The following is a 19,050-nucleotide window of genomic DNA, read 5'->3' on the forward strand; positions in this document are numbered from 1 at the left end:
GGACGAGCGGGGCGCGCTGGACGCGGCCGCCTTCCGCCGCTGTCGGCTCCCCCAGTTACGCCGACGTGCCGCGCACGCGTGCACTTCATGGAGCGCGCGGTGTGCGGAGCGCGCGGTGTGCGGAGCGCGCGGTGTGCGGAGCCGCAGCTGACGCGCGACCGGGTGTGGCCGGCGCTGGACCGGCGAAGCCGTGCGCCCGTGGACCCGTATCGCCGTGATGCCGTTGATGTGCCGGCCACCGCAACGGTCCTGCGAAAGCACCATCCGGGGGCCGGCCTGCGTGCAGCGGGGTGCCGTCGGTCATGACGGCGAGCAGAACGGGTCCCCTGTCGGCGAGCACCAGCGGGGCCGGTCGGTTCAGACGCGGTCGATGTGTACGTTCGTGGACTTCACGCGCGCGGTGGCCTCCATGCCGACCTCCAGGCCCAGCTCCTCCACGGCCTCCCGGGTGAGCAGCGACACCAGCCGGTGCGGGCCCGCCTGGATCTCCACCTGGGCGGCGACGTCACCGAGCTTGATGGCGGTGACGATGCCCGGGAAGGCATTGCGGACCGAGGTGTAGGAGGCGTCCTCCTCGCCGCCGCCCGCCTTGGCCAGTTCGACCGAGAACGCGGCGAGGTCCTTGCCGTCGATGAGCCGCCGTCCGGCCTCGTCGCGATGGGTGGCCACCCGGCCGGCGTCGGCCCAGCGGCGGGCGGTGTCCGGGCTCACGCCGAGCAGCCGTGCCGCCTGGCCGATCGTGTAGGACTGCATGCGGGTCACGATAGGGCCACCGAACGGTATACGCGGAGGTGGGGCCGACCGGAGGGTGCGACGCGACATGGCGTCGGCCGGCGGCGGCCCCCGATGCCGGCCGGCCGACGCGGGCAGGGGGCGTGTGCTCAGCCCGTATGCACGCGCGGGCGCCGGTCGCGGTTCGGTTCCGCCTCGCGCAGGACCTCGCGGGTGACCGGGGCGACCTCGCCCTGGCCGAAGAGGAAGAACCGCAGGAAGTTGGCGAACGGGTTGCCCTCGGTCCACTCGAAGTAGATGTGCGGGGTGCGGCCCGTCATGTCCCGGACATGGAGGAGGAGCGCCGCCAGGGCGTTGGGGATGGAGGCGGACTCCACGGTCAGCACGCGGTACCGGTTGTGCAGAACCTCGCCGCGTACGGTCAGGCACCCCTCGAACTCGGAGGGGTCGGTCACCGTGACCTCGACGAAGACGAAGTCCTCCTGCTCGGGCATGTCGTTGTCGGCGCGGATCTGCTCGAGCTTGTCGCGGTACTCGGCCTTGTCGCGCCGGTCGGGTTGGTTGGCGATGAACCGCATCTTGCGGCTGGCCATGTCCCGGATGAATCGTTCCGCCATCGGATCCATCCTCACGCAGGTCACGCGCAGTTCGAAGGCGCGGGCCAGCCGGGACAGCAGCGAGACCAGGATGATGCCCGCGATGAAGCAGGCGCCGATCTTCACACCGTCCGGGCGTTCGATGACGTTGACGACGGTCGTGTAGAGGAACACCACCGAGATGACCGCGAACGTGACGGTCCAGCCCCGTTGCCCCGCCTTGCGGGCGGCGATGGTCACCGCGATGGCCGCCGAGCTGATCAGCACCAGCACACCGGTGGCGTAGGCACCGCCCTGCTTGTCCACGCTGGCGTCGAAGATCCAGGTCACCAGGAAGGCGATCAGGGTGAAGACGATGACCATCGGGCGCACGGCGCGGGCCCAGTGGGGGGCCATGCCGTAGCGCGGGAGGTAGCGGGGCATGAGATTGAGCAGCCCCGCCATGGCGGAGGCGCCCGCGAACCACAGGATGGCGATCGTGGAGACGTCGTAGACCGTGCCGAAGGCCCCGCCCAGGTACTCATGGGCGAGGTAGGCGAGCGCGCGGCCGTTGGCCTGGCCGCCCGGCTTGAACTCGTTCTCCGGGATCAGCAGCGTGGTGATGAAGCTGGTGGCGATCAGGAAGCAGCTCATGATGACGGCCGCGGTCGTCAGGAGCTTCTTGGTGTCCCGGATACGGCCCTTGGGGAGGGCCTCGGTGTCGCTCGCGTCGCCCTGGACGTGCGGCATGACGGCCACGCCGGTCTCGAATCCGGACAGACCGAGGGCGAGTTTCGGGAAGACGATCAGGGCCACGCCGATCATGACGAAGACGTTGCCGTGTTCCGCGGTCAGCGCGTTGGCCCAGTCGGTGACCAGGTGCTCGGCGGTGACGACGTGCCAGATGCCGACGCCCACGACCACGACGTTGAGCACGAGATAGATGCCGACCAGGGCGACCGCGACGCCGATGGCCTCCAGGAAGCCCTTGAGGAACACCGCGCCGAGCAGGGCGACCAGGAACAGCGTGATCAGCATCTGGTAGCTGTGGAGCACGCTGGTGAGGTGCGGGTTCTCCACCAGGTGGGTGGAGGCGTCGGCGGCGGAGAGTGTGATGGTGATCAGGAAGTCGGTGGCCGCGAAGCCCAGCAGGGTGAGGACGAACAGCTTGCCCTGCCAGAACGAGAGCAGTCGTTCGAGCATCGCGATGGAACCCTCGCCGTGCGGGCTCTCCTCCGCCACCCGGCGGTAGACCGGAAGGGCACCGGCCAGGGTGACTATGACGAGCACGATGGTCGCGATGGGCGACAGCAGGCCGGCCGCGAGGGCCGCGATGCCGGGCTGGTAGCCGAGGGTCGAGAAGTAGTCGACACCGGTCAGGCACATCACACGCCACCAGCGCTGGCCCTTGTGCGGGGGCTCCGGTTCCGCGTGGGGTCCGGTGTGGCCGCCGTGCCTGCCCATGTCGGACAGCCCCTCCAGCATCCAGGCGCGCAGGCGGCTGGCGGGGTGCTCGGTCGTGACCATCGGCGTGCTCCTGGTGGGCGGCTCAGCTGTTTCCGGCCATCACACGGACGGCGGCACCAGCGTAAGCAGAGAGTGACGCCCGGGCCCACGCATCTGGGGTCCAAGGGCATCAATCTTGCGTTAAGAAAGGCCCGGCGAGAGGCGATGACACTTCAAGAAGCGGAGGCCCGGAGGCCGGCGGGGGTGTCTTGGGCGGTACGGGATGGGGCGGCCGGGCACTGGTGACCGGACACCGAGCGTCATCTCGTATGACACCTCCATGCTGCCCCGGCACAAGCCGAACCGCAGCCGCAGCGATGCCGCCGCCCCGGGGGCCCGCGGGAAGGACCGGCTACCGCGGAACCGCCACCCTGAACACCGTCAGCCGTCAGTGCAGCAGCGGCCATGTGTGCGCGCCCACGGCACAGGGCCGCCGGCCGCTCCTCACAGACCGCGGGTGTCCATGCGCAGGTGCCAGGCGTTGCGACGGTGCACGGTCACCAGGTCGGACTCCAGCGGCGACGGCGGTACCGCGAGGACCGGGCAGACGGCGTGGGTGAGGCAGTGCCGGGAGACCCGGCCCGAGAAGGCGCGCTGCAGGCCGCGCCGCCCGGCGCCCACCACCAGAAGGTCGTCCTCGCGGTCCGCGGTTGCCACCAGCACCCTGCCGGGGGTGCCGCGGACGATGACGGCGTGCATCGCGGTCCCCGGGCCGTCCTCGCCGAAGATCTCGTCGAGCACCGAGGCGAGCCGCTGCCTGGCCAGCCGTTGCCACTCCTCGACCAGCAGACCGGCGGCCGGGGAGCGGTGCGCGGCGGGATCGCCGCCGGGCGGCTCCCAGGCCAGCACCGGCCATAGCTCGGCTCCCAGTCGGCGGGCCAGCGCGGTGGCCCGGCGCAGGGCCGTGACGCTGCCCAGGGAGCCGCTCACGCCGACCACCACCCGGGCGGTCGCCGAGGCCTCGTAACCGGACATGACTCCACCGTTCCTCACGGAAGCCCGCGGGCGCCTTCCCTCGCCGGGTCCCGCACAGGGCCTCCCTCCCATCCCACTCCCGTCCGGGCGATTCGACCAGCCGACGGGAGGATTTTTCTGCCAGGTTCCTGACCGCCACGGCCACCGCCACCGCCACCGCCACCGTCCGCTCCGACGCCCGGTCCGTCTGCAGCCCGTCAGCGTCGCCCCGACCTCCCTCGTACACATCCGTGGCTACCGGCGGGACCTGCCCGAGGCCGAAGTGCTGTACGCGGCTGCTGAGTTCCCGTGCGGTGTCATGGTGCGCCGGACCGATGAGGAGGCCGGCCGCCTGGCCCCGCTGTCGCTCGTTCCTGCCGAGTCCCACCGTAGGGATCAGGAGATTCGCCGCCAGGTTGGAAACTTTCGACTACCTGTGAGGCGTACATGCGGACGTACGAGAACCCCGTCATCCCCGGCTTCCACCCGGACCCGAGCGTGTGCCGCGTGGGGGACGAGTACTACCTGGTGTGCTCCAGCTTCGAGTACTTCCCCGGCCTTCCGCTGTTCCACAGCCGGGAGCTGGTGCACTGGCGCCAGGTCGGCAACGCCCTCGACCGGCCGGGGCAGTTGGCGCTGCCGGACGAGGCACCGGCCTCCGGCGGCATCTGCGCGCCGACGATCCGGCACTGCGGCGGGCTCTTCCACGTCGTCACCACCAACGTCGGGGCCGGAGGGACCTTCCTCGTCACTGCCGAGCGGCCCCGAGGGTCCGTGGTCGGACCCCGTGTGGATCGAGGGATTCCTCGGCGGTGGGGCGGCTTCGGCATGCCCTCCGACTACATCGGCGGTGACAACTTCACCCGGTTCTTCCAGGACCCGGTCTCCCTGGGCGACCTGTGGCGCTGCCTGGTCCTGGTCGTGCTGGCGCTCGCCCTCCAGCTGCCCTTCGCGCTCGCCATGGCGGTCCTGCTCAACCAGCGGCTGCGCGGCCGGGCGGTGTACCGGATGCTGTTCTTCGCGCCCTACGTTCTGTCCGAGGCCATCACCGGCGTGCTCGTCGGCATGGTCTTCGCCCCGGACGACGGACTCACCGACCACGTGCTGGGGGCCGTCGGCCTCGACGCAGCTGGATCGCCCCGATGACGGACAGGAAGACGCTGATGCGCAGGGTGGGCGCGAGCAGCGGCAGGGTGACATTACGGAAGCGCTGCCAGGGCCCGGCATGTGGAAGCCGAAGTACTTCCAGGTCATCACCAGGAAGAGGGTCGCCATGACGTAGGAGGGATCGGCGAACCACTCGCCGCCCAGCGCTGCGGGAGGCGCTGCGATAGCGCACGACTACGGGCGGTAGCAGCCCCCGCACACGCGTCGGGGCCGGTGCGCACCATGAGCGTGCGGCCGGCCCCTCTGGGTCACGGGCGGTACGGCGGACCGCCCGGTGTGCTGCTCAGGCGGCGGTCATCACCCGGTCCGCACCGAGCGGGCGGTGCGGGGCGATGACGCGGCCGTCGGGCAGCAGCTCACCCGTGTCCTCGAAGAGCAGGACTCCGTTGCACAGCAGACTCCACCCCTGCTCAGGGTGGTGCGCCACAAGACGGGCGGACTCCCGGTCGGCGGACTCGGCTGGCGGACAGGGCGGCTGGTGCTGGCACATGGATGGGATCTCTCGCTCTGTTGTGGTCATGTCCGTCCCCCGTGGTGATAGTCGGTCGGAACCCAGTGTTGCCCTCTGAGGCGTCATTCCGCAGGGATTTCGCAGCACCGCTTCTCACAGGTTCATGACGCGTCACCCGCCCGGACGGTTCATTCCAACTGCACTGTCCCTTTGGGTGGTTCGGAGTGGCCGGATAGGGCTAGTCCGGACGGAAGAGATCCTTTTCTGGCTCGTAGGAGCGGGTAATGGCTCGTACGAGCGCAATGCGCCGGGAAAAACAAGTCGTACCCCGCTTCCCTTCCGGGAAGCGGGGTACGCGAGCCCCGTTCAGGCAGGCGAGCCGAGCAGTTTGATGGGAGTCGCCCGATGGGTCAGCACCGGAAGCAACTCGGCGACCCGGTGCGGGCGGTGTGCCGAGATGCCGGGAGGCGCCGGGGCCAGCGGGACGAGCAGGTCGGTGGCGGCCGGATGGCCCTCGCCGGGGTCGGCGGCGACGTCGCCGTGCAGCCACAGGGTGAGCATGTACAGGCCCGGCACGGACAGCAGCCGCGGCTGGTAGGGCTGCTGCAGCGCCTCGGCCTGCTGCAGTGCGCGCTCGGTGGAGGCGATATAGGGGCCCTCGAAGAAGTGCGAGAAGGCCCAGCCGTCCGGGGTCAGCATGGTGTCGGCCGCGGCCACCGCGCGATCGCCGCAGCGGATCAGGAAGCGCCAGCCGGCCAACCGGGTCGCGGACAGGCCCTGCGCGGTGATCCGGTCCAACACGTAGACGGGAAGCGGGAGTTCGGGCGTCGCTGGCCCCTGCGCGGCGCGCAGGGAGGGAGTTCGGGCCTCACGGACCGCGGTGGGGGAACCGAGGGCCGTGAGGACGGAGCGCAGTGCGGGCGCGGGGGCAGGGGGCACGTGCAGCGGCATGGTGGGTCGCCTCTCGTTCGACAGGCGCGGCGGCGCGAGGGAGGGTGGGGCGGACGGCGCTGTCTGCTCACGGGGGTGGCCTGAGAGGTGGCGGCCCGGATCGGTGAACGAGGGTGCGGCTGAGGCCTGCCGCCCGTCACTTGACGGCAGGAACACGACAGAAACCGGGACTGCGGGCGCCAACCTTAGGCCTTGCTCGCGAAGTTTATACGACGCGTGTTCAGATGATGTTTCGTCTATCCGATTCCGGCCGACCGGACAAGCCGCTATTCAGCCGATGATTCGCGCAAATCATCCCGATTTCCCGCCCGGTGTGGCGCTGCTGACCTCGTAATACGCTGCCGCTGCGGTCGGCCGAATGTCGTCGGCGTTTTTCACGAGGCGATCGGGGCACCCGAAGATGCAAGTTGCATCATGCCCCGTGAATGTGCCGCGGGGAACATTCAGACAGGGTAGCGGGTGCCGGGCCCGCGTGGGACGTTATCGATCGCTTCCGCTGGGCATCATCCCACCTGACCGGGACCCCGGCGGCCGGATCTGCGGCCCGCCCATCCGAGGAGGGACACTTCGATGGGGGAAAAGGTCGTGGCAGGGCGGTTCGACCTGTCCGATCGCCAGCGCTACCGCGAAAAGCTCCACACGTGTCTGGCGGGACTGGAGCGGCTGCTGGCCGAGAAGCGGTTCGACCGCCCCAAGAACCTCATGGGGGTGGAGATCGAATTGAATCTCGTCGGCCCCGACGGTCTGCCGAAAATGCTGAACGGGCAGGTGCTGGAGCGCATCGCGAGCCGTGATTTCCAAACAGAACTGGCCATGTTCAACCTGGAAGTGAACATAGCCCCACACCGACTGGCGGGCCGGGTATTCGACCAGCTCGCCGAGGAACTGCGCACCTCCCTGGCGTATGCCGACCGGAAGGCCGGCGAGGTGGACGCCGGAATCGTGATGATCGGCATTCTGCCCACGCTCGGCCGCGACGACCTGGTCTCCTCCAACCTCTCCGAGGTGGACCGCTACACCCTACTCAACGACCAGATCGTGGCCGCCCGGGGCGAGGACTTCCTCCTCGACATCGACGGCGTCGAGCACCTGACCTGTACCTCGAAATCCATCGTCCCCGAGGCGGCCTGCACCTCCGTACAGCTGCACCTCCAGGTCACCCCGGCCCGATTCGCCGACGTGTGGAACGCGGCGCAGGCGGCCTGCGCCGCGCAGATCGCCGTCGGCGCCAACTCGCCGTTCCTGTTCGGGCACGAGCTGTGGCGCGAGTCCCGGCCGCCGCTGTTCCTGCAGGCCACCGACACCCGTCCGCCGGAACTCCAGGCCCAGGGGGTACGGCCGCGGACGTGGTTCGGCGAGCGGTGGATCTCCTCCGCGTACGACCTGTTCGAGGAGAACCTGCGCTTCTTTCCGGCGCTGCTGCCGATCTGCGCCGACGAGGAGCCGCTGGACGTCCTCGATGCCGGTGGCATACCCAAGCTCGCCGAGCTCGTTCTGCACAACGGCACGGTGTACCGCTGGAACCGGCCCGTCTACGACGTCGCGGACGGCGTCCCGCACCTGCGCGTGGAGAACCGGGTGCTGCCGGCCGGGCCGACCATCACCGACGTGATCGCCAACGCGGCCTTCTACTACGGCCTGGTGCGCGCCCTGGCCGAGGAGTCGCGTCCGGTGTGGACCCGGCTGCCCTTCGAGGCGGCCGAGGCCAACTTCGACGCGGCGTGCCGCCACGGCATCGACGCGCGCTTCGTGTGGCCGCGCCGGGGACGCTACGGAGGCACCGGCGAGGTCGACGCGGTCACCCTGGTCCGCGACGAGCTGCTGCCCCTGGCCTCGGCGGGCCTGGACGCGTGGGGTGTCGAAGCCGCCGACCGGGACCTCTACCTGGGCGTCATCGAGGAGCGCTGCCGGCGCCGGGTGAACGGCGCGTCCTGGCAGGCGGCCACCTTCCACCGGGCCCTGGAGCAGGGCCTCGGCCGGGAGGCCGCACTGGCGGCGACGACACGGCGCTACGCCGAGCTGATGCACGCGGGAGAGCCGGTGCACACCTGGCCCGTGGGGTTGCCCGAGCCGGTGCTGCTGGGGTGAGGGCCGGCGGGTCCGTGGGCTGAGCGCCGTACCGGCCGCCGGCTCGCGTGGCACGATCCCAGGGGGTGTCCTCCGGGTCGGGGTCGGCCGGTGCCTGTCCGGCCGACCGAGGGAGGTCTGGTGCGTGCCGGCCGCAAGACGCGGGAGGGCGCAGAGGCGGAGCATCGGCAACCGACGACCACGCGCCCGTTGCGGGCCGGACCCGCGTCGTCGGCACGGTCCGGTAGCCCGTCGTCGGCATGAGCCACAGGCCTCCCAGCGCGGAAGCCCGGCCCGGGCAAGCGCTCCGTATCTTGATCCGGCATGCTGTGCCTCGCATGACCGGACCGAAGGCAGGAGTGCACGTGGAGGCTGACCCGCTGGCCGATGCTCATCCGCGGGAGCGGTTCTCGCGGCGGATCCTCCGGGACGAGACGCTGCTCGTTCTGGGGCTCTCGCTCGGGGCGAGCGGGGTGTCCGCGCTGATCAGCTTCGTCGGGTCGGTCACCAAACCGGGCGGCCTCAAGGACCAGGCGGCCACCCTCAACGCCTCGGCCGCGCCCGGCCGCCCCTGGCTGGACCTCGCCTGGCAGCTCTTCGGCATCGCCAGCGCACTGGTCCCCGTGGCCCTGGTGGCCCACCTGCTGATGCGCGAGGGCGAGAGTCTGCGCACGCTCGGCTTCGACCGCACCCGTCCCTGGGCCGACCTCGGCCGGGGTGCGGGGATCGCGGCCGTGATCGGGAGCACCGGGATCGCCTTCTACCTGGCCGCCCGCGGCCTCGGCTTCAACCTCACCGTGGTGCCCGAGGCGCTGCCCGACGTGTGGTGGAAGTTCCCGGTGCTGATCCTGTCCGCGCTGCAGAACGCGGTCCTCGAAGAGGTCATCGTCGTCGGCTATCTGCTGCGCAGGCTCGGGCAGTTGGGCTGGACCCCCGGGACCGCACTGGTGGCCAGTGCGGTGCTGCGCGGCTCGTACCACCTTTACCAGGGCATCGGCGGCTTCCTCGGCAACATGGCCATGGGTGTGGTCCTCGTCCTGCTCTACCGCCGCTGGGGCCGGGTCGGGCCACTGGTCGGCGCGCACTCCCTGCTCGACATCGGCGCGTTCGTCGGCTACGCCCTGCTCGCGGGCAAGGTGGGCTGGCTGCCGACGGCCTGAGGTCCACCCCGTCCACTCAGGCGAGCAGTTCGCCCTCGATGACCGTGACCGCGCGGCCGGTGAGCAGCGTGCGGTCCCCACGCAGCCCGGTGCGGACCAGGCCGCTGCGGCGGGAGGCCTGCAGACCGGTGAGGTCGTCCCGGCCCAGGCGCGCGGCCCAGTGCGGCGCGAGCGCGGTGTGGGCGCTGCCGGTGACCGGGTCCTCGTCGATGCCGACGTTCGGGAAGAAGCACCGGGAGACGAAGTCGTGTCCGTGAGACGGGTCGTCGGCGCGGGCGGTGGCGATGACGCCGCGCGAGGAGTGCGCCATGAGGCCCTTGTGATCGGGAGCGAGCCCGAGGACCGTCCGCTCGTCGGCCAGTTCCACCAGCAGGTCGCCGACCTGGGGCCCGGTGTCGTAGGCGACGACCGGTTCGGCGCCCAGCGCCTTGGCGAGCCCCTCGGGGACCGCCACCGGGGTGAGGGGAGCCGTGGGGAAGTCCATGGTGATCCAGCCGTCCGCGCCGGGCGTGGCGACGAGCACCCCACTGCGGGTGGCGAACCGCACCGGCCCCTCGTGGGCACCGGTGGTGTGCAGGACATGGGCGGTGGCGAGGGTCGCGTGCCCGCACATCGCGACCTCGGCGACGGGCGTGAACCAGCGCAGCGCCCAGTCCGCCTCGCCGCCCTCCGGCAGCCGGTGCGCGAACGCCGTCTCGGCGTGGTTGACCTCCAGCGCCACGTTCTGCAGCCACTGGTCCCCAGGGAAGACGTCGTCCAGCAGGAGGACCCCCGCCGGGTTGCCGGCGAAGGGCCGGTCGGTGAAGGCGTCGACGATTCGAATGCGCATGGCGCAGACGCTAGAGCCGCGGGAGGCCGCGGACCAAGGCCACTTCACGAGTCCTGGACCGATTTCACCAGGCGCCGGGCTGCGCGACGGCCCCCGACGGTGCCGAGGCGCTGTCCGCGCTGCTCGCCGACAGGCGCCGCGTCGTCGACGAGCGCATGGCCGAACTCGCGGCCCCGCGCGCCGACCTCGCCTCCGGCGTCGCCACCGGCTGCGCGCCGCCGGGGGCTGAGCAGCACGCATGCGGCGGTCGGGGAGGGGGTTGTCACGCTGTGGCTACCGATATATCGTTGAGACATCGCGAAGGAACGCGATCGATACGCGACAGATCAGCGATGGAATGGAGTGGTCACGATGCGTACCCACGGATTCGAGCGTGGACATGGTCAGGACGGCCCCGGCCGACGCGGTCGAGGCGGCTTCGGTGGATTCGACGGCCGGCGGGCCGCCTTCGGGCCCTTCGGTCCTGGCGGCCCCGGTTTCGGTCCCGGCGGGCCCGGTTTCGGCCCCGGGTCCTGGGGGCCGCGAGGGCGCGGAGGCCCGAGGGGACGGGCGCGGCGAGGTGACGTGCGCGCCTCGATCCTGGCCCTGCTCAAGGACCGGCCCATGCACGGCTACGAGATGATCCAGGAGATCGCCGAGCGCAGCGGCGGTGCGTGGAAGCCCAGCCCCGGCTCGGTCTACCCCACCCTCCAACTGCTGGAGGACGAGGGCCTCATCGCCAGTGAGAGTGAGGGGGGCAAGAAGCTGTTCGCTCTCTCCGAGAGTGGGCGCACCGCCGCCGAGGAAGGTCCGGACGCCCCCTGGGAGGAGGCCTCGCGCGGGGTCGACTGGGAGGCCCTCGGCGAGGTCCGGCAGGCCGGCTTCGGCCTGATGCAGGCCTTCGGGCAGGTCTGGAACACCGGCACCAAGGAGCAGCGCGAGAAGGCGCTGGCCGTCGTCAACGACGCCCGTAAGAAGCTGTACCTCATCCTCGCCGACGAGGACTGAGGCCGTACGGCCGTCGAGAAGGCGCCCCGTGGAGACTTTGCGGGGCGCCTTCGCGTGTCCGTGTCCGTGTCCGCGTCCGTGGTCGGCCGGGCCGGAGCCGGGGCCGAGCTCAGGCCACCAGTCCGCCGAGCTTGCGCAGCGACTCGTCCAGGGCGGCCGTCGCCGAGTCCTTGAGCCTGCCCGCCATCAGTGACACCGCGGCGCCGGTGAACTCGCCGTCGATGCGGACCGTGGTGGCGTCGCCGTCCGGGGTGAGCGTGTAGCGGGTGGCGACGGTCACCGCCATCGGACCCTTGCCGCGGATGGCGAACACCCGAGCCGGTTCCAGCTCCTCGATGGTCCAGTCGACCTCCGCCGGGAAGCCCATCAGCTTCATGTTCTCCTGGAACGTCCCGCCCACCGCCAGGTTCTCGGGTCCGCCCTTGGGGAAGCTGGTGTGGGTGGCGTTCCACTCGCCGTACGCCGACCAGTCCGTGAGCTGGGCCCACACCTTCTCGGCCGGTGCCTGGATGCGTGCCTCCGCGCTGACTTCGGCCATGCGACCACCCCTTCGTATCGGGCTACGGTGTCGCGGAACGTAGCCGCGGGGCCTCGAACATTCAATACTGATGAACCGTCAGGAATCGTGGCGCCCCGATGGCATGGAGCACACGAGGCGAAGCGGCGCGCGCCCTTGTCCGCAATCGGGCCTGATCTCCTCCCCAGGGATGAGATTCCGGGCGCCGATGTCCACTCTGTGTGGGACGCGAAGATGGTTCCCCTCGCGGATGACCCCGGCCCTCGGGGCTGATGGGGTGGAGGATGTGCAACACCGTATAGCCCGGCAGCCCGCCGATGACCAGGGCGGCCGGCGCCCGGACGACGACGCCGCGCTCAGTGCCGGGCTGGCGGCGGTGGTCGCCGGTGCCCGCAGGAGGGCCGTGCGCGACGGGGACCGGCTGATCGACACCGCCCATCTGCTCCACTCGCTCCTCGAGTCCGATCCCGAGGTCCGCTCCGCCGTCGGCGACCCGCCGCAGCTCGCCCGGCTGCTCGGCTACCTCGTGCAGCGCAGCATCGGCTACGGGCTGCGCTGGCAGAGCGCCGTGGAGGACTCCGGCGCGATCACCGTCGTACCGGACCCCGCCCTGTACGGCGGTGAGCCCAAGGACGCGGGGGCCTGGTCGCCCGTCGCGGCCGCCGCCATGGAGGACGCCCGTCGCCGCGCCCGGCAGCGCGGTGATGTACGGGCGGTCGGCACCGATCTGCTCGCCGCGCTGGTCCTGGACCCGCAGTCCCGCGCCGTCGAGGTCCTCGAGAGCGCCGGCATCCCCACCCGCGATCTGCGCGCCCGGATGGAGACCCCGGCGGGGGAGTACGCCGGCGACGGCGGGGCGGCCTGCGCAACCGGGGACCGGACCGACCCGCCCCTGTCCATCCCCTGAGACAGGTGTCAATGGGGATGACGCTCCTGTCGTCGCCTGTCATCATGTGCCGGTGCATACGTCTGAGAGCAGTCAGGGCAGCCGCGGCAAGGGCGTCGGGCTCGGTCTCGCGCTCGCCTCGGCACTGGCCTTCGGCGGGTCCGGAGTGGCGGCCAAGCCGCTGATCGAGGCGGGACTCGACCCGCTCCACGTGGTGTGGCTCAGGGTCGCGGGCGCCGCAATGGTGATGCTGCCGCTCGCCGTGCGGCACCGCGCCCTGCTGCGCCGCCGCCCCGCGCTGCTCGCCGGGTTCGGGCTGCTCGCCGTCGCCGGTGTCCAGGCCTGCTACTTCGCCGCGCTCTCCCGCATCCCGGTCGGCGTGGCGCTCCTCGTCGAGTACCTGGCTCCCGCGCTCGTGCTCGGCTGGGTGCGGTTCGTGCAGCGGCGGCCCGTGTCACGCGCGGCCGCACTCGGAGTGGTCCTCGCCGCCGGTGGTCTCGCCTGTGTGGTGGAGGTGTGGTCGGGGCTGAGCTTCGACGCGCTCGGCCTGGTGCTCGCGCTCGGCGCAGCCTGCTGCCAGGTCGGCTACTTCGTCCTCGCCGACCAGGGCAGCGAGACGGGTGACCAGGCGCCGGACCCGCTCGGCGTCATCGCCTACGGCCTGCTCGTCGGCGCCGCCGTACTGACCGTCGTGGCCCGCCCCTGGAGCATGAACTGGGCGGTGCTGGTCGGCTCCGCGCGGCTGAACGGCACCGCCGTGCCGGCCGTCGCCCTGCTGGCCTGGATCATCCTGGTCGCCACGGTCGTCGCGTACATCACCGGCGTGCTCTCCGTGCGGCGGCTGTCCCCCCAGGTCGCGGGTGTCGTCGCCTGTCTGGAGGCGGTCATCGCGACCGTGCTGGCCTGGGTGCTGCTCGGCGAGCACCTGTCGGCACCGCAGGTCCTGGGCGGCGCCGTCGTCCTCGTCGGCGCGTTCATCGCCCAGTCCTCGACACCCGCCAAGGGCTCGCCGGACCCGGTGGCCGCGGCCGGCGCGGAAAGAGAGTTGTCCGCCCGGGGTACGGCCGCCTAAGGTGCTGGTCATGCCGTCGAACGCACTCGTCCTTCCGCCCCCGGCCGCCTGAGGCGGGCCTCCGGCAAGATCACGCCCTGGCACACGGCGCCGGGCGGTGACGGTGCTGCCCGCAGACGAAGTCCCCGCGCCCCGCCGAGGCGGGCCGCCTTCCGAACTTCCGCACTCTCGTGCGCTTCTGCGGAGAAAATCTCGTGTCGAACGCTGCCTCAGGCCTGCCCGTCGGGCGTGGCCTGCTCTACCTGATCGTCACCGGTGCCACCTGGGGCACCGTGGGCGCCGCCGCCTCCCTGGTCTACCGGACCGGCGAGATGGGCGCCTTCACCCTCTCCTTCTGGCGCTGCGCCGCCGGGCTCGTGCTGCTGCTGGCCGGCCGCCTGCTGCGCTCCCGGGGGCGCACGGCCACGCCCGAACCGCTGCGCCGCAGGGCCGGCAAGGCCCTTGCCACGGGTCTCGGGCTTGCCGTGTTCCAGACCGCCTACTTCGCGGCCGTCGAGTCGACCGGGCTGGCCGTGGCCACCGTGGTCACCCTCGGTGCCGGGCCCGTCCTCATCGCGCTCGGCGCCCGGCTCACCCTGGGGGAGCGGCTGGGCGCGGGCGGCGTCCTCGCGGTCGGCGGGGCCCTCGCCGGGCTGGTCGTGCTGACCCTCGGCGGCTCGGCAGGGACCGTCCGGCCGCTCGGTGTGTTCTACGCCCTCGTGTCCGCGGCCGGCTACTGCGCGATGACGCTGCTGACCCGGTGGTGGGGGCGCGACGCCGGCGCCGACGCCTCCGGCACCACCATGGGGGCCTTCGGGGTCACCGCCCTGTGTCTGTTGCCGTTCGCCCTGGCCGAGGGAGTGTTCCCGCACACCGACCACCCCGTGCGGCTGCTGGTGCTCCTCGCGTACATCGCGTCCGTCCCGACGGCGCTCGCCTACGCCCTGTACTTCGCCGGCGCCGCCGTCGTACGGTCCGCCACCGTCTCCGTGATCATGCTGCTGGAGCCGGTGACCGCGGCCGTGCTCGCCGTCGTCCTGCTCGGTGAGCACCTCACCGCGGCCACGTTGACCGGCACCCTGCTGATGCTCGGCGCGGTCGCGGGCCTGGCGTCGAGCGAGGCCCGCGGGCGCCGGGAGCCGCTCCCCGTCTGAGCGACCGGCGGCCTACGTCACAGCGCCGCCAGGTAGCCCGGCACCTCGATGCCGGGCGCCAGGTCGGCGTTGGCGACGGGGGTGTCGTAACCCTTGCGGAGCGGGACGACCCCGGCCCAGTGCGGCAGGGAGAGGTCCTCGGGCTCGTCGTTCGCGCCACCCGTGCGGATCTTGGCGGAGACCTCGTCGAGGTCGAGGCGGATCACCGCGGTGGCGGCCAGCTCCTTCCTGTTCGCGGGCCGGGAGTCGGCGGCCCGGCCCGGCACCACGTGGTCGACCAGTGCGTCCAGGGCCAGCCGCCGCTCCTCGGGGTCGGTGACCTCGTGCGCGATGCCGTGCACCACCACGGAGCGGTAGTTGACCGAGTGGTGGAAGGCCGAACGGGCCAGCACCAGCCCGTCGACATGGGTGACCGTCAGACACACCGCGAGGCCCGGGTCGGCCTCACCGGTCATCCGCAACGGCCGCGAACCGGTGGACCCGTGGACATAGAGCCGCTCGCCCACCCGGGCGTACAGCGTAGGCAGCACCACGGGGGCACCGTCGCGGACGAAGCCGAGGTGGCAGACGTAGCCCTCGTCGAGTATCGCGTGCACCACGTCCTTGTCGTACGACGCCCTCTGCGCGGATCGCGTGGGCACCGTGCGGCCGGTCGGGGTGTACGCGGCGGACTGCGGCGGAGTTTCCTGGGTCCCCTGCATGACGCCTCCATTGCACTAGTGCATAATTAGTTTTGTGCTAGGAGAGTATCGGATCCAGGGACACGGCGCAGCGGAGATCGCGGCCAGTGTCGAGCGTGCGGTGGGCGCCGGGGAGCTGGAACCGGGCCAGTCGCTGCCTCCCATGCGGGAGTTGGCGGCCCGGCTCGGGGTGAACCCGAACACGGTGGCGGCCGCCTATCGCACCCTGCGCGAGCGCGGGGTGATCGAGACCGCCGGGCGCCGGGGCAGCAGGGTCCGGCCCAAGCCGGCCACGACGGGGCGCGAGCAGATCCGGGTGGACGTGCCGGAGGGGGTGCGGGACATGGCCGACGGCAACCCGGACCCCGCGCTGCTGCCACGGCTGGCGGACGCGTTCGCCGCGGCCGCGGCGCAGAGCGACCGGGAACCGGTGCTGTACGGGCACGACCCGGTGGAGCCGGAGCTGGTGCGCATCGCCCGCGCCGCCCTGGATGCCGACGGGGTGCCGGACGGACCCGTCGCCGTGGCCTCCGGCTCTCTGGACGCCGTCGAGCGGGTCCTCGCGGTGCACCTCAAGCCGGGCGATCGGGTCGCTGTGGAGGACCCTGGCTGGGGCAGCGTGCTGGATCTGGTCCCGGCGCTCGGACTGCGCACGGTGCCCGTCGGCGTGGACGACGAAGGGCCACGCCCCGACGACGTCCGCCGCGCGCTGGAGTCGGGGGCGCGGGCCCTGATCGTCACGGACCGGGCGCAGAACCCGACCGGCGCCGCGCTGACCGCCACACGCGCGCGTGCGCTCCGGTCGGTGCTCCGGGAGCATCCGGAGACGCTCTTGATCGAGGACGACCACGGCCACGGCATCGTCGATGTTCCTCTGCATCCGCTGGCCGGGGTCACCCGGCACTGGGCCTTCGTGCGCTCCGCGGCCAAGGCCTGGGGCCCGGATCTGCGCCTGGCGGTGTTCACCGGCGACGACGTCACGGTCGACCGGGTGCGTGGGCGGCAGCGGCTGGGTCCCGGGTGGGTGAGTCGGCTCGTCCAGCGGGCCGTGGTGCGGCTGTGGGCCGACGGCGCGGTGGACACGAGCGCGGTGGCGGCGGCGTACAAGGGTCGCCGGGACGCTGTGATCGAGGAGCTGGCCGAGCGCGGGGTGGCGGCGCACGGCCGCAGTGGCATGAACGTCTGGGTGCCCGTCCCCGATGAGACGGGCGCGGTGGCCCGCCTGCTGCACGGGGGCTGGGCGGTCACTCCGGGAGCCCGCTTCCGCCTGGCCTCGCCTCCGGGCATCCGCATCACGATCTCGACGCTGGCTCCCGAGGAGGCCGGTCCGCTGGCGGAGGCGGTGGCGGCGGCGGTGGGCCCGACACCGGCCCGGACTTATGCGTAGGTCAGGGCATCCGGTCGCAGCGCTGGGGGCGCGGGGAACTGCGCGACCAGCCACGACGAACCCGCAGTCGCGCACGGCCCTCGGGAGGTACCCCCTTCGGCTTCACCTGGGTGAGCGCGGCCCCCGCCAGGACGACGACCGCCCCGACCGGTGTGGTCCAGCGCAGCGATTCCCCGAGAATCGCCACACCAGCAGCCGTGGCGATGACCGGAATGAAGTACGTGACCATCTGTGCCGTCGTGGGCCCGACCTCGGCGACCAACCCGTACTGAATGAGCACCGCAAGCCCGGTCCCCAGGGCCCCCAGCGCGGCGATCGCCAGCAGCGGGGCGACCGGGAAATGGGACGGGAACGACGTGAACAGAGGTGTCACCACGGCCAGTTGAACCGTCGCCAGCAGCAACTGCGCCCCTGTCATCGACAGATGCGAGTTCCCGGTTCCGGCCAGCGTCCGCCGCACATGGATCCAGCCGACGGGATAGCTCAGCGACGCCAGCAGCGCCATCGCCGTACCCGTCGCATCCAGCCCATGGAACCCCTGCCAGGCCCCGAGCACGGTCAGTACCCCGAGGAAGCCCAGGCCGAGGCCGGCGAAGCGAACCCGTGTCGGCCGGTCCTCGGAGAGTGCGACCAGGGAGAGGGCCATGCCCCACAGCGGCGAGGTGGCGTTGCAGACGCCGGCCAGCGTGGACGGGATGGTGAGCTCCGAGTAGGCGAAGAGGGAGAACGGCAGGGCGTTCAGAAAGAACGCGGCGACCGCCAGGTGCCCCCAGGTCCGCGCCCCCCGCGGCAGCCGCTCCCGCTTCACGGCCATCGCCGCCGCGAGTACCGCCGTACCGAACACCAGACGGCCCAGGGTGACCTGGAAGGGTGCGTAGCCCGACGTGCCCACCTTGATCAACAGGAAGCTGAAGCCCCAGATCAGCGAGAGCGCGCCGAAGCGCAGCCGCCAGTCGAGGCGGGCGTGGGGCCGGGACGGGGCGGGGGACTGGGTCCTGGATGCGGTGACCGTGCTCATGGCCTCAACGATGCTGGAGGCAACCTCGTAGCACAATCGATATTTCTCACCTGATATCTCTTAGTATCACTTACATGTTGAACCTCGAGCGCCTGCGCACCCTGGACGCCCTCGCCCGGCACGGCTCGGTCAGCGCCGCCGCCGACGCGCTGCACGTCACCACGTCCGCGGTCTCCCAGCAGCTCGGCAAGCTGGAGCGGGAGGTCGGCCAGCAGCTGCTGGCCAAGAACGGGCGGGGCGTGCGGCTCACGGACGCCGGACGGCTGCTCTCCGAACACGCGGCCCGCATCTTGTCGCAGGTGGAGCTCGCCCAGTCCGACCTGGAGGCGCACCGGGGCCAGGTCGTCGGTGAACTGCGCCTCTCCGCGTTCCCGACGGCCGCCCGCGGCCTGTTCCCGAGCGCGCTGTCCGCCCTGCGCGCCCAGCACCCGGGGCTGCGGGTGCGCTCCAGCGAACTGGAACCCGAGCAGGGCGTCGCCGGCGTCGTGCGCGGCGACCTCGACCTCGCCGTCGTCCTCGACTGGTACAACAAGCCGATGCCGGTGCCCGACGGCCTGGTCAAGGCGCCCCTGCTGGACGACCCGGCCGATGTCGCGATGCCCGCCGGGCACCGGCTCGCGGACCGGGACGAGGTGGACCTCGCCGAGTTCGCGGAGGACGAGTGGATCACCTGGGGCGAGGGCGAGTTCTGCCACGAGTGGCTGATGTTCACGCTGCGCTCGAAAGGCATCGAGCCGATCGTCGGCCACCGCGCGGGCGAGACCCACACCCAACTCGGCCTGGTGGCCGCCGGGCTGGGTGTGTGCATCGCGCCGCTGCTGGGCCGGCACCCGGTGCCCCCTGGCATCGTCATGATCCCGCTCCAGCAGCGTGTGCGCAGGCATGTGTACGTCCTCTGGCGGGCCGACGCCGACCGCCGCCCCTCGATCCGCGCGGCGGTGGAGGCCCTGCGGGAGTCGGCGCGGCGGCTCGGCTGAG

18 protein-coding genes and 3 pseudogenes are annotated in these 19,050 nt (G+C 71.8%); 10 read left to right on the plus strand and 11 right to left on the minus strand.

The window, feature by feature from the left end; translation table 11 throughout:
- Nucleotides 1-357: 357 nt before the first annotated feature.
- From ACFZDC_RS35885 to ACFZDC_RS35895, 3 genes are all read right to left on the minus strand, one after another.
- Nucleotides 358-753 (minus strand): molybdopterin-binding protein, encoded by a 396-nt coding sequence (locus ACFZDC_RS35885; RefSeq protein ID WP_094214403.1) that lies wholly within the window; start codon nt 751-753, stop codon nt 358-360.
- Between the two features lie 128 nt (nt 754-881).
- Nucleotides 882-2,834 carry an amino acid transporter gene (locus ACFZDC_RS35890; RefSeq protein WP_391330474.1) on the minus strand — a complete coding sequence of 651 codons (1,953 nt, stop codon included), beginning with the start codon at nt 2,832-2,834 and terminating at the stop codon, nt 882-884.
- A gap of 423 nt (nt 2,835-3,257) precedes the next feature.
- The gene (locus tag ACFZDC_RS35895; protein WP_391330476.1) at nt 3,258-3,788 is read right to left on the minus strand and encodes a universal stress protein; all 531 of its coding nucleotides are present in this window, start codon (nt 3,786-3,788) and stop codon (nt 3,258-3,260) included.
- A 426-nt stretch (nt 3,789-4,214) separates the two neighbouring features.
- Here ACFZDC_RS35895 and ACFZDC_RS35900 point away from each other — a divergent pair.
- Nucleotides 4,215-4,566 (plus strand): annotated as a pseudogene (locus ACFZDC_RS35900) (family 43 glycosylhydrolase); the annotation flags it as partial.
- Between the two features lie 11 nt (nt 4,567-4,577).
- Nucleotides 4,578-4,901 (plus strand): annotated as a pseudogene (locus ACFZDC_RS35905) (carbohydrate ABC transporter permease); the annotation flags it as partial.
- Here the strand turns inward: ACFZDC_RS35905 and ACFZDC_RS35910 are convergent.
- The 3 genes and pseudogenes from ACFZDC_RS35910 to ACFZDC_RS35920 form a co-directional block, all read right to left on the minus strand.
- A pseudogene (locus tag ACFZDC_RS35910) lies at nt 4,894-5,078 on the minus strand (sugar ABC transporter permease); the annotation flags it as partial. The pseudogenes ACFZDC_RS35905 and ACFZDC_RS35910 sit on opposite strands and share 8 nt — an antisense overlap.
- A gap of 139 nt (nt 5,079-5,217) precedes the next feature.
- Nucleotides 5,218-5,424 carry a DUF5999 family protein gene (locus tag ACFZDC_RS35915; protein ID WP_317447797.1) on the minus strand — a complete coding sequence of 69 codons (207 nt, stop codon included), beginning with the start codon at nt 5,422-5,424 and terminating at the stop codon, nt 5,218-5,220.
- A gap of 327 nt (nt 5,425-5,751) precedes the next feature.
- The gene (locus ACFZDC_RS35920; protein WP_391330477.1) at nt 5,752-6,336 is read right to left on the minus strand and encodes a hypothetical protein; all 585 of its coding nucleotides are present in this window, start codon (nt 6,334-6,336) and stop codon (nt 5,752-5,754) included.
- A 570-nt stretch (nt 6,337-6,906) separates the two neighbouring features.
- On the opposite strand from ACFZDC_RS35920, the gene ACFZDC_RS35925 reads away from it, so the two are divergent.
- Both ACFZDC_RS35925 and ACFZDC_RS35930 read left to right on the plus strand, forming a co-directional pair.
- The gene (locus ACFZDC_RS35925) at nt 6,907-8,424 is read left to right on the plus strand and encodes a glutamate--cysteine ligase (protein ID WP_391330479.1); all 1,518 of its coding nucleotides are present in this window, start codon (nt 6,907-6,909) and stop codon (nt 8,422-8,424) included.
- Nucleotides 8,425-8,762: 338 nt separating this feature from the next.
- Nucleotides 8,763-9,563 carry a type II CAAX prenyl endopeptidase Rce1 family protein gene (locus ACFZDC_RS35930; RefSeq protein ID WP_391330566.1) on the plus strand — a complete coding sequence of 267 codons (801 nt, stop codon included), beginning with the start codon at nt 8,763-8,765 and terminating at the stop codon, nt 9,561-9,563.
- A gap of 16 nt (nt 9,564-9,579) precedes the next feature.
- Here the strand turns inward: ACFZDC_RS35930 and ACFZDC_RS35935 are convergent, their stop codons facing one another.
- Nucleotides 9,580-10,392 carry a PhzF family phenazine biosynthesis isomerase gene (locus ACFZDC_RS35935; RefSeq protein ID WP_391330481.1) on the minus strand — a complete coding sequence of 271 codons (813 nt, stop codon included), beginning with the start codon at nt 10,390-10,392 and terminating at the stop codon, nt 9,580-9,582.
- A 44-nt stretch (nt 10,393-10,436) separates the two neighbouring features.
- Nucleotides 10,437-10,658: a hypothetical protein gene (locus ACFZDC_RS35940; protein ID WP_391330483.1), complete on the minus strand. Its 222-nt coding sequence runs from the start codon at nt 10,656-10,658 to the stop codon at nt 10,437-10,439.
- An 85-nt stretch (nt 10,659-10,743) separates the two neighbouring features.
- Between ACFZDC_RS35940 and ACFZDC_RS35945 the strand changes: the two genes are divergently transcribed.
- Nucleotides 10,744-11,379, plus strand: a complete 636-nt coding sequence (locus tag ACFZDC_RS35945; protein ID WP_391330485.1) for a helix-turn-helix transcriptional regulator — start codon at nt 10,744-10,746, stop codon at nt 11,377-11,379.
- A gap of 109 nt (nt 11,380-11,488) precedes the next feature.
- On the opposite strand, the gene ACFZDC_RS35950 is transcribed toward ACFZDC_RS35945, so the two are convergent.
- Nucleotides 11,489-11,917 (minus strand): SRPBCC family protein, encoded by a 429-nt coding sequence (locus ACFZDC_RS35950; protein WP_391330487.1) that lies wholly within the window; start codon nt 11,915-11,917, stop codon nt 11,489-11,491.
- A gap of 265 nt (nt 11,918-12,182) precedes the next feature.
- On the opposite strand from ACFZDC_RS35950, the gene ACFZDC_RS35955 reads away from it, so the two are divergent.
- The 3 genes from ACFZDC_RS35955 (at nt 12,183) to ACFZDC_RS35965 (ending at nt 14,987) form a co-directional block, all read left to right on the plus strand.
- Nucleotides 12,183-12,803, plus strand: a complete 621-nt coding sequence (locus ACFZDC_RS35955; RefSeq protein WP_391330489.1) for a Clp protease N-terminal domain-containing protein — start codon at nt 12,183-12,185, stop codon at nt 12,801-12,803.
- Nucleotides 12,804-12,849: 46 nt separating this feature from the next.
- Nucleotides 12,850-13,854 (plus strand): EamA family transporter, encoded by a 1,005-nt coding sequence (locus ACFZDC_RS35960; RefSeq protein WP_391330491.1) that lies wholly within the window; start codon nt 12,850-12,852, stop codon nt 13,852-13,854.
- Between the two features lie 194 nt (nt 13,855-14,048).
- The gene (locus ACFZDC_RS35965; protein WP_391330493.1) at nt 14,049-14,987 is read left to right on the plus strand and encodes an EamA family transporter; all 939 of its coding nucleotides are present in this window, start codon (nt 14,049-14,051) and stop codon (nt 14,985-14,987) included.
- 17 nt (nt 14,988-15,004) lie between these two features.
- Here ACFZDC_RS35965 and ACFZDC_RS35970 read toward each other — a convergent pair whose 3' ends face one another.
- Nucleotides 15,005-15,688 carry a pyridoxamine 5'-phosphate oxidase family protein gene (locus tag ACFZDC_RS35970; RefSeq protein WP_391330495.1) on the minus strand — a complete coding sequence of 228 codons (684 nt, stop codon included), beginning with the start codon at nt 15,686-15,688 and terminating at the stop codon, nt 15,005-15,007.
- Nucleotides 15,689-15,722: 34 nt separating this feature from the next.
- Between ACFZDC_RS35970 and ACFZDC_RS35975 the strand changes: the two genes are divergently transcribed.
- Nucleotides 15,723-17,054, plus strand: coding sequence for an aminotransferase class I/II-fold pyridoxal phosphate-dependent enzyme (locus ACFZDC_RS35975; protein ID WP_391330497.1), 1,332 nt, complete (start codon nt 15,723-15,725; stop codon nt 17,052-17,054).
- A gap of 1 nt (nt 17,055) precedes the next feature.
- Here ACFZDC_RS35975 and ACFZDC_RS35980 read toward each other — a convergent pair whose 3' ends face one another.
- The gene (locus tag ACFZDC_RS35980) at nt 17,056-18,072 is read right to left on the minus strand and encodes an EamA family transporter (protein WP_391330499.1); all 1,017 of its coding nucleotides are present in this window, start codon (nt 18,070-18,072) and stop codon (nt 17,056-17,058) included.
- A gap of 74 nt (nt 18,073-18,146) precedes the next feature.
- Here ACFZDC_RS35980 and ACFZDC_RS35985 point away from each other — a divergent pair, with 74 nt between their 5' ends.
- Complete coding sequence (locus tag ACFZDC_RS35985) at nt 18,147-19,049, plus strand: LysR substrate-binding domain-containing protein (protein ID WP_391330501.1); 903 nt, start codon at nt 18,147-18,149, stop codon at nt 19,047-19,049.
- The last annotated feature ends 1 nt before the right edge of the window (nt 19,050 follow it).

The sequence above is a fragment of the Streptomyces sp. NPDC007905 genome (assembly GCF_042959345.1).
GTDB lineage: Bacteria > Actinomycetota > Actinomycetes > Streptomycetales > Streptomycetaceae > Streptomyces.

Coding starts and splice junctions, on each gene's coding strand:
- ACFZDC_RS35885 (WP_094214403.1), bottom strand. CDS start 753: ATGCAGTCCTACACGATCGGCCAGGCGGCACGGCTGCTCGGCGTGAGC.
- ACFZDC_RS35935 (WP_391330481.1), bottom strand. CDS start 10,392: ATGCGCATTCGAATCGTCGACGCCTTCACCGACCGGCCCTTCGCCGGC.
- ACFZDC_RS35920 (WP_391330477.1), bottom strand. CDS start 6,336: ATGCCGCTGCACGTGCCCCCTGCCCCCGCGCCCGCACTGCGCTCCGTC.
- ACFZDC_RS35950 (WP_391330487.1), bottom strand. CDS start 11,917: ATGGCCGAAGTCAGCGCGGAGGCACGCATCCAGGCACCGGCCGAGAAG.
- ACFZDC_RS35985 (WP_391330501.1), top strand. CDS start 18,147: ATGTTGAACCTCGAGCGCCTGCGCACCCTGGACGCCCTCGCCCGGCAC.
- ACFZDC_RS35925 (WP_391330479.1), top strand. CDS start 6,907: ATGGGGGAAAAGGTCGTGGCAGGGCGGTTCGACCTGTCCGATCGCCAG.
- ACFZDC_RS35895 (WP_391330476.1), bottom strand. CDS start 3,788: ATGTCCGGTTACGAGGCCTCGGCGACCGCCCGGGTGGTGGTCGGCGTG.
- ACFZDC_RS35890 (WP_391330474.1), bottom strand. CDS start 2,834: ATGGTCACGACCGAGCACCCCGCCAGCCGCCTGCGCGCCTGGATGCTG.
- ACFZDC_RS35980 (WP_391330499.1), bottom strand. CDS start 18,072: ATGAGCACGGTCACCGCATCCAGGACCCAGTCCCCCGCCCCGTCCCGG.
- ACFZDC_RS35970 (WP_391330495.1), bottom strand. CDS start 15,688: ATGCAGGGGACCCAGGAAACTCCGCCGCAGTCCGCCGCGTACACCCCG.
- ACFZDC_RS35915 (WP_317447797.1), bottom strand. CDS start 5,424: ATGTGCCAGCACCAGCCGCCCTGTCCGCCAGCCGAGTCCGCCGACCGG.
- ACFZDC_RS35945 (WP_391330485.1), top strand. CDS start 10,744: ATGCGTACCCACGGATTCGAGCGTGGACATGGTCAGGACGGCCCCGGC.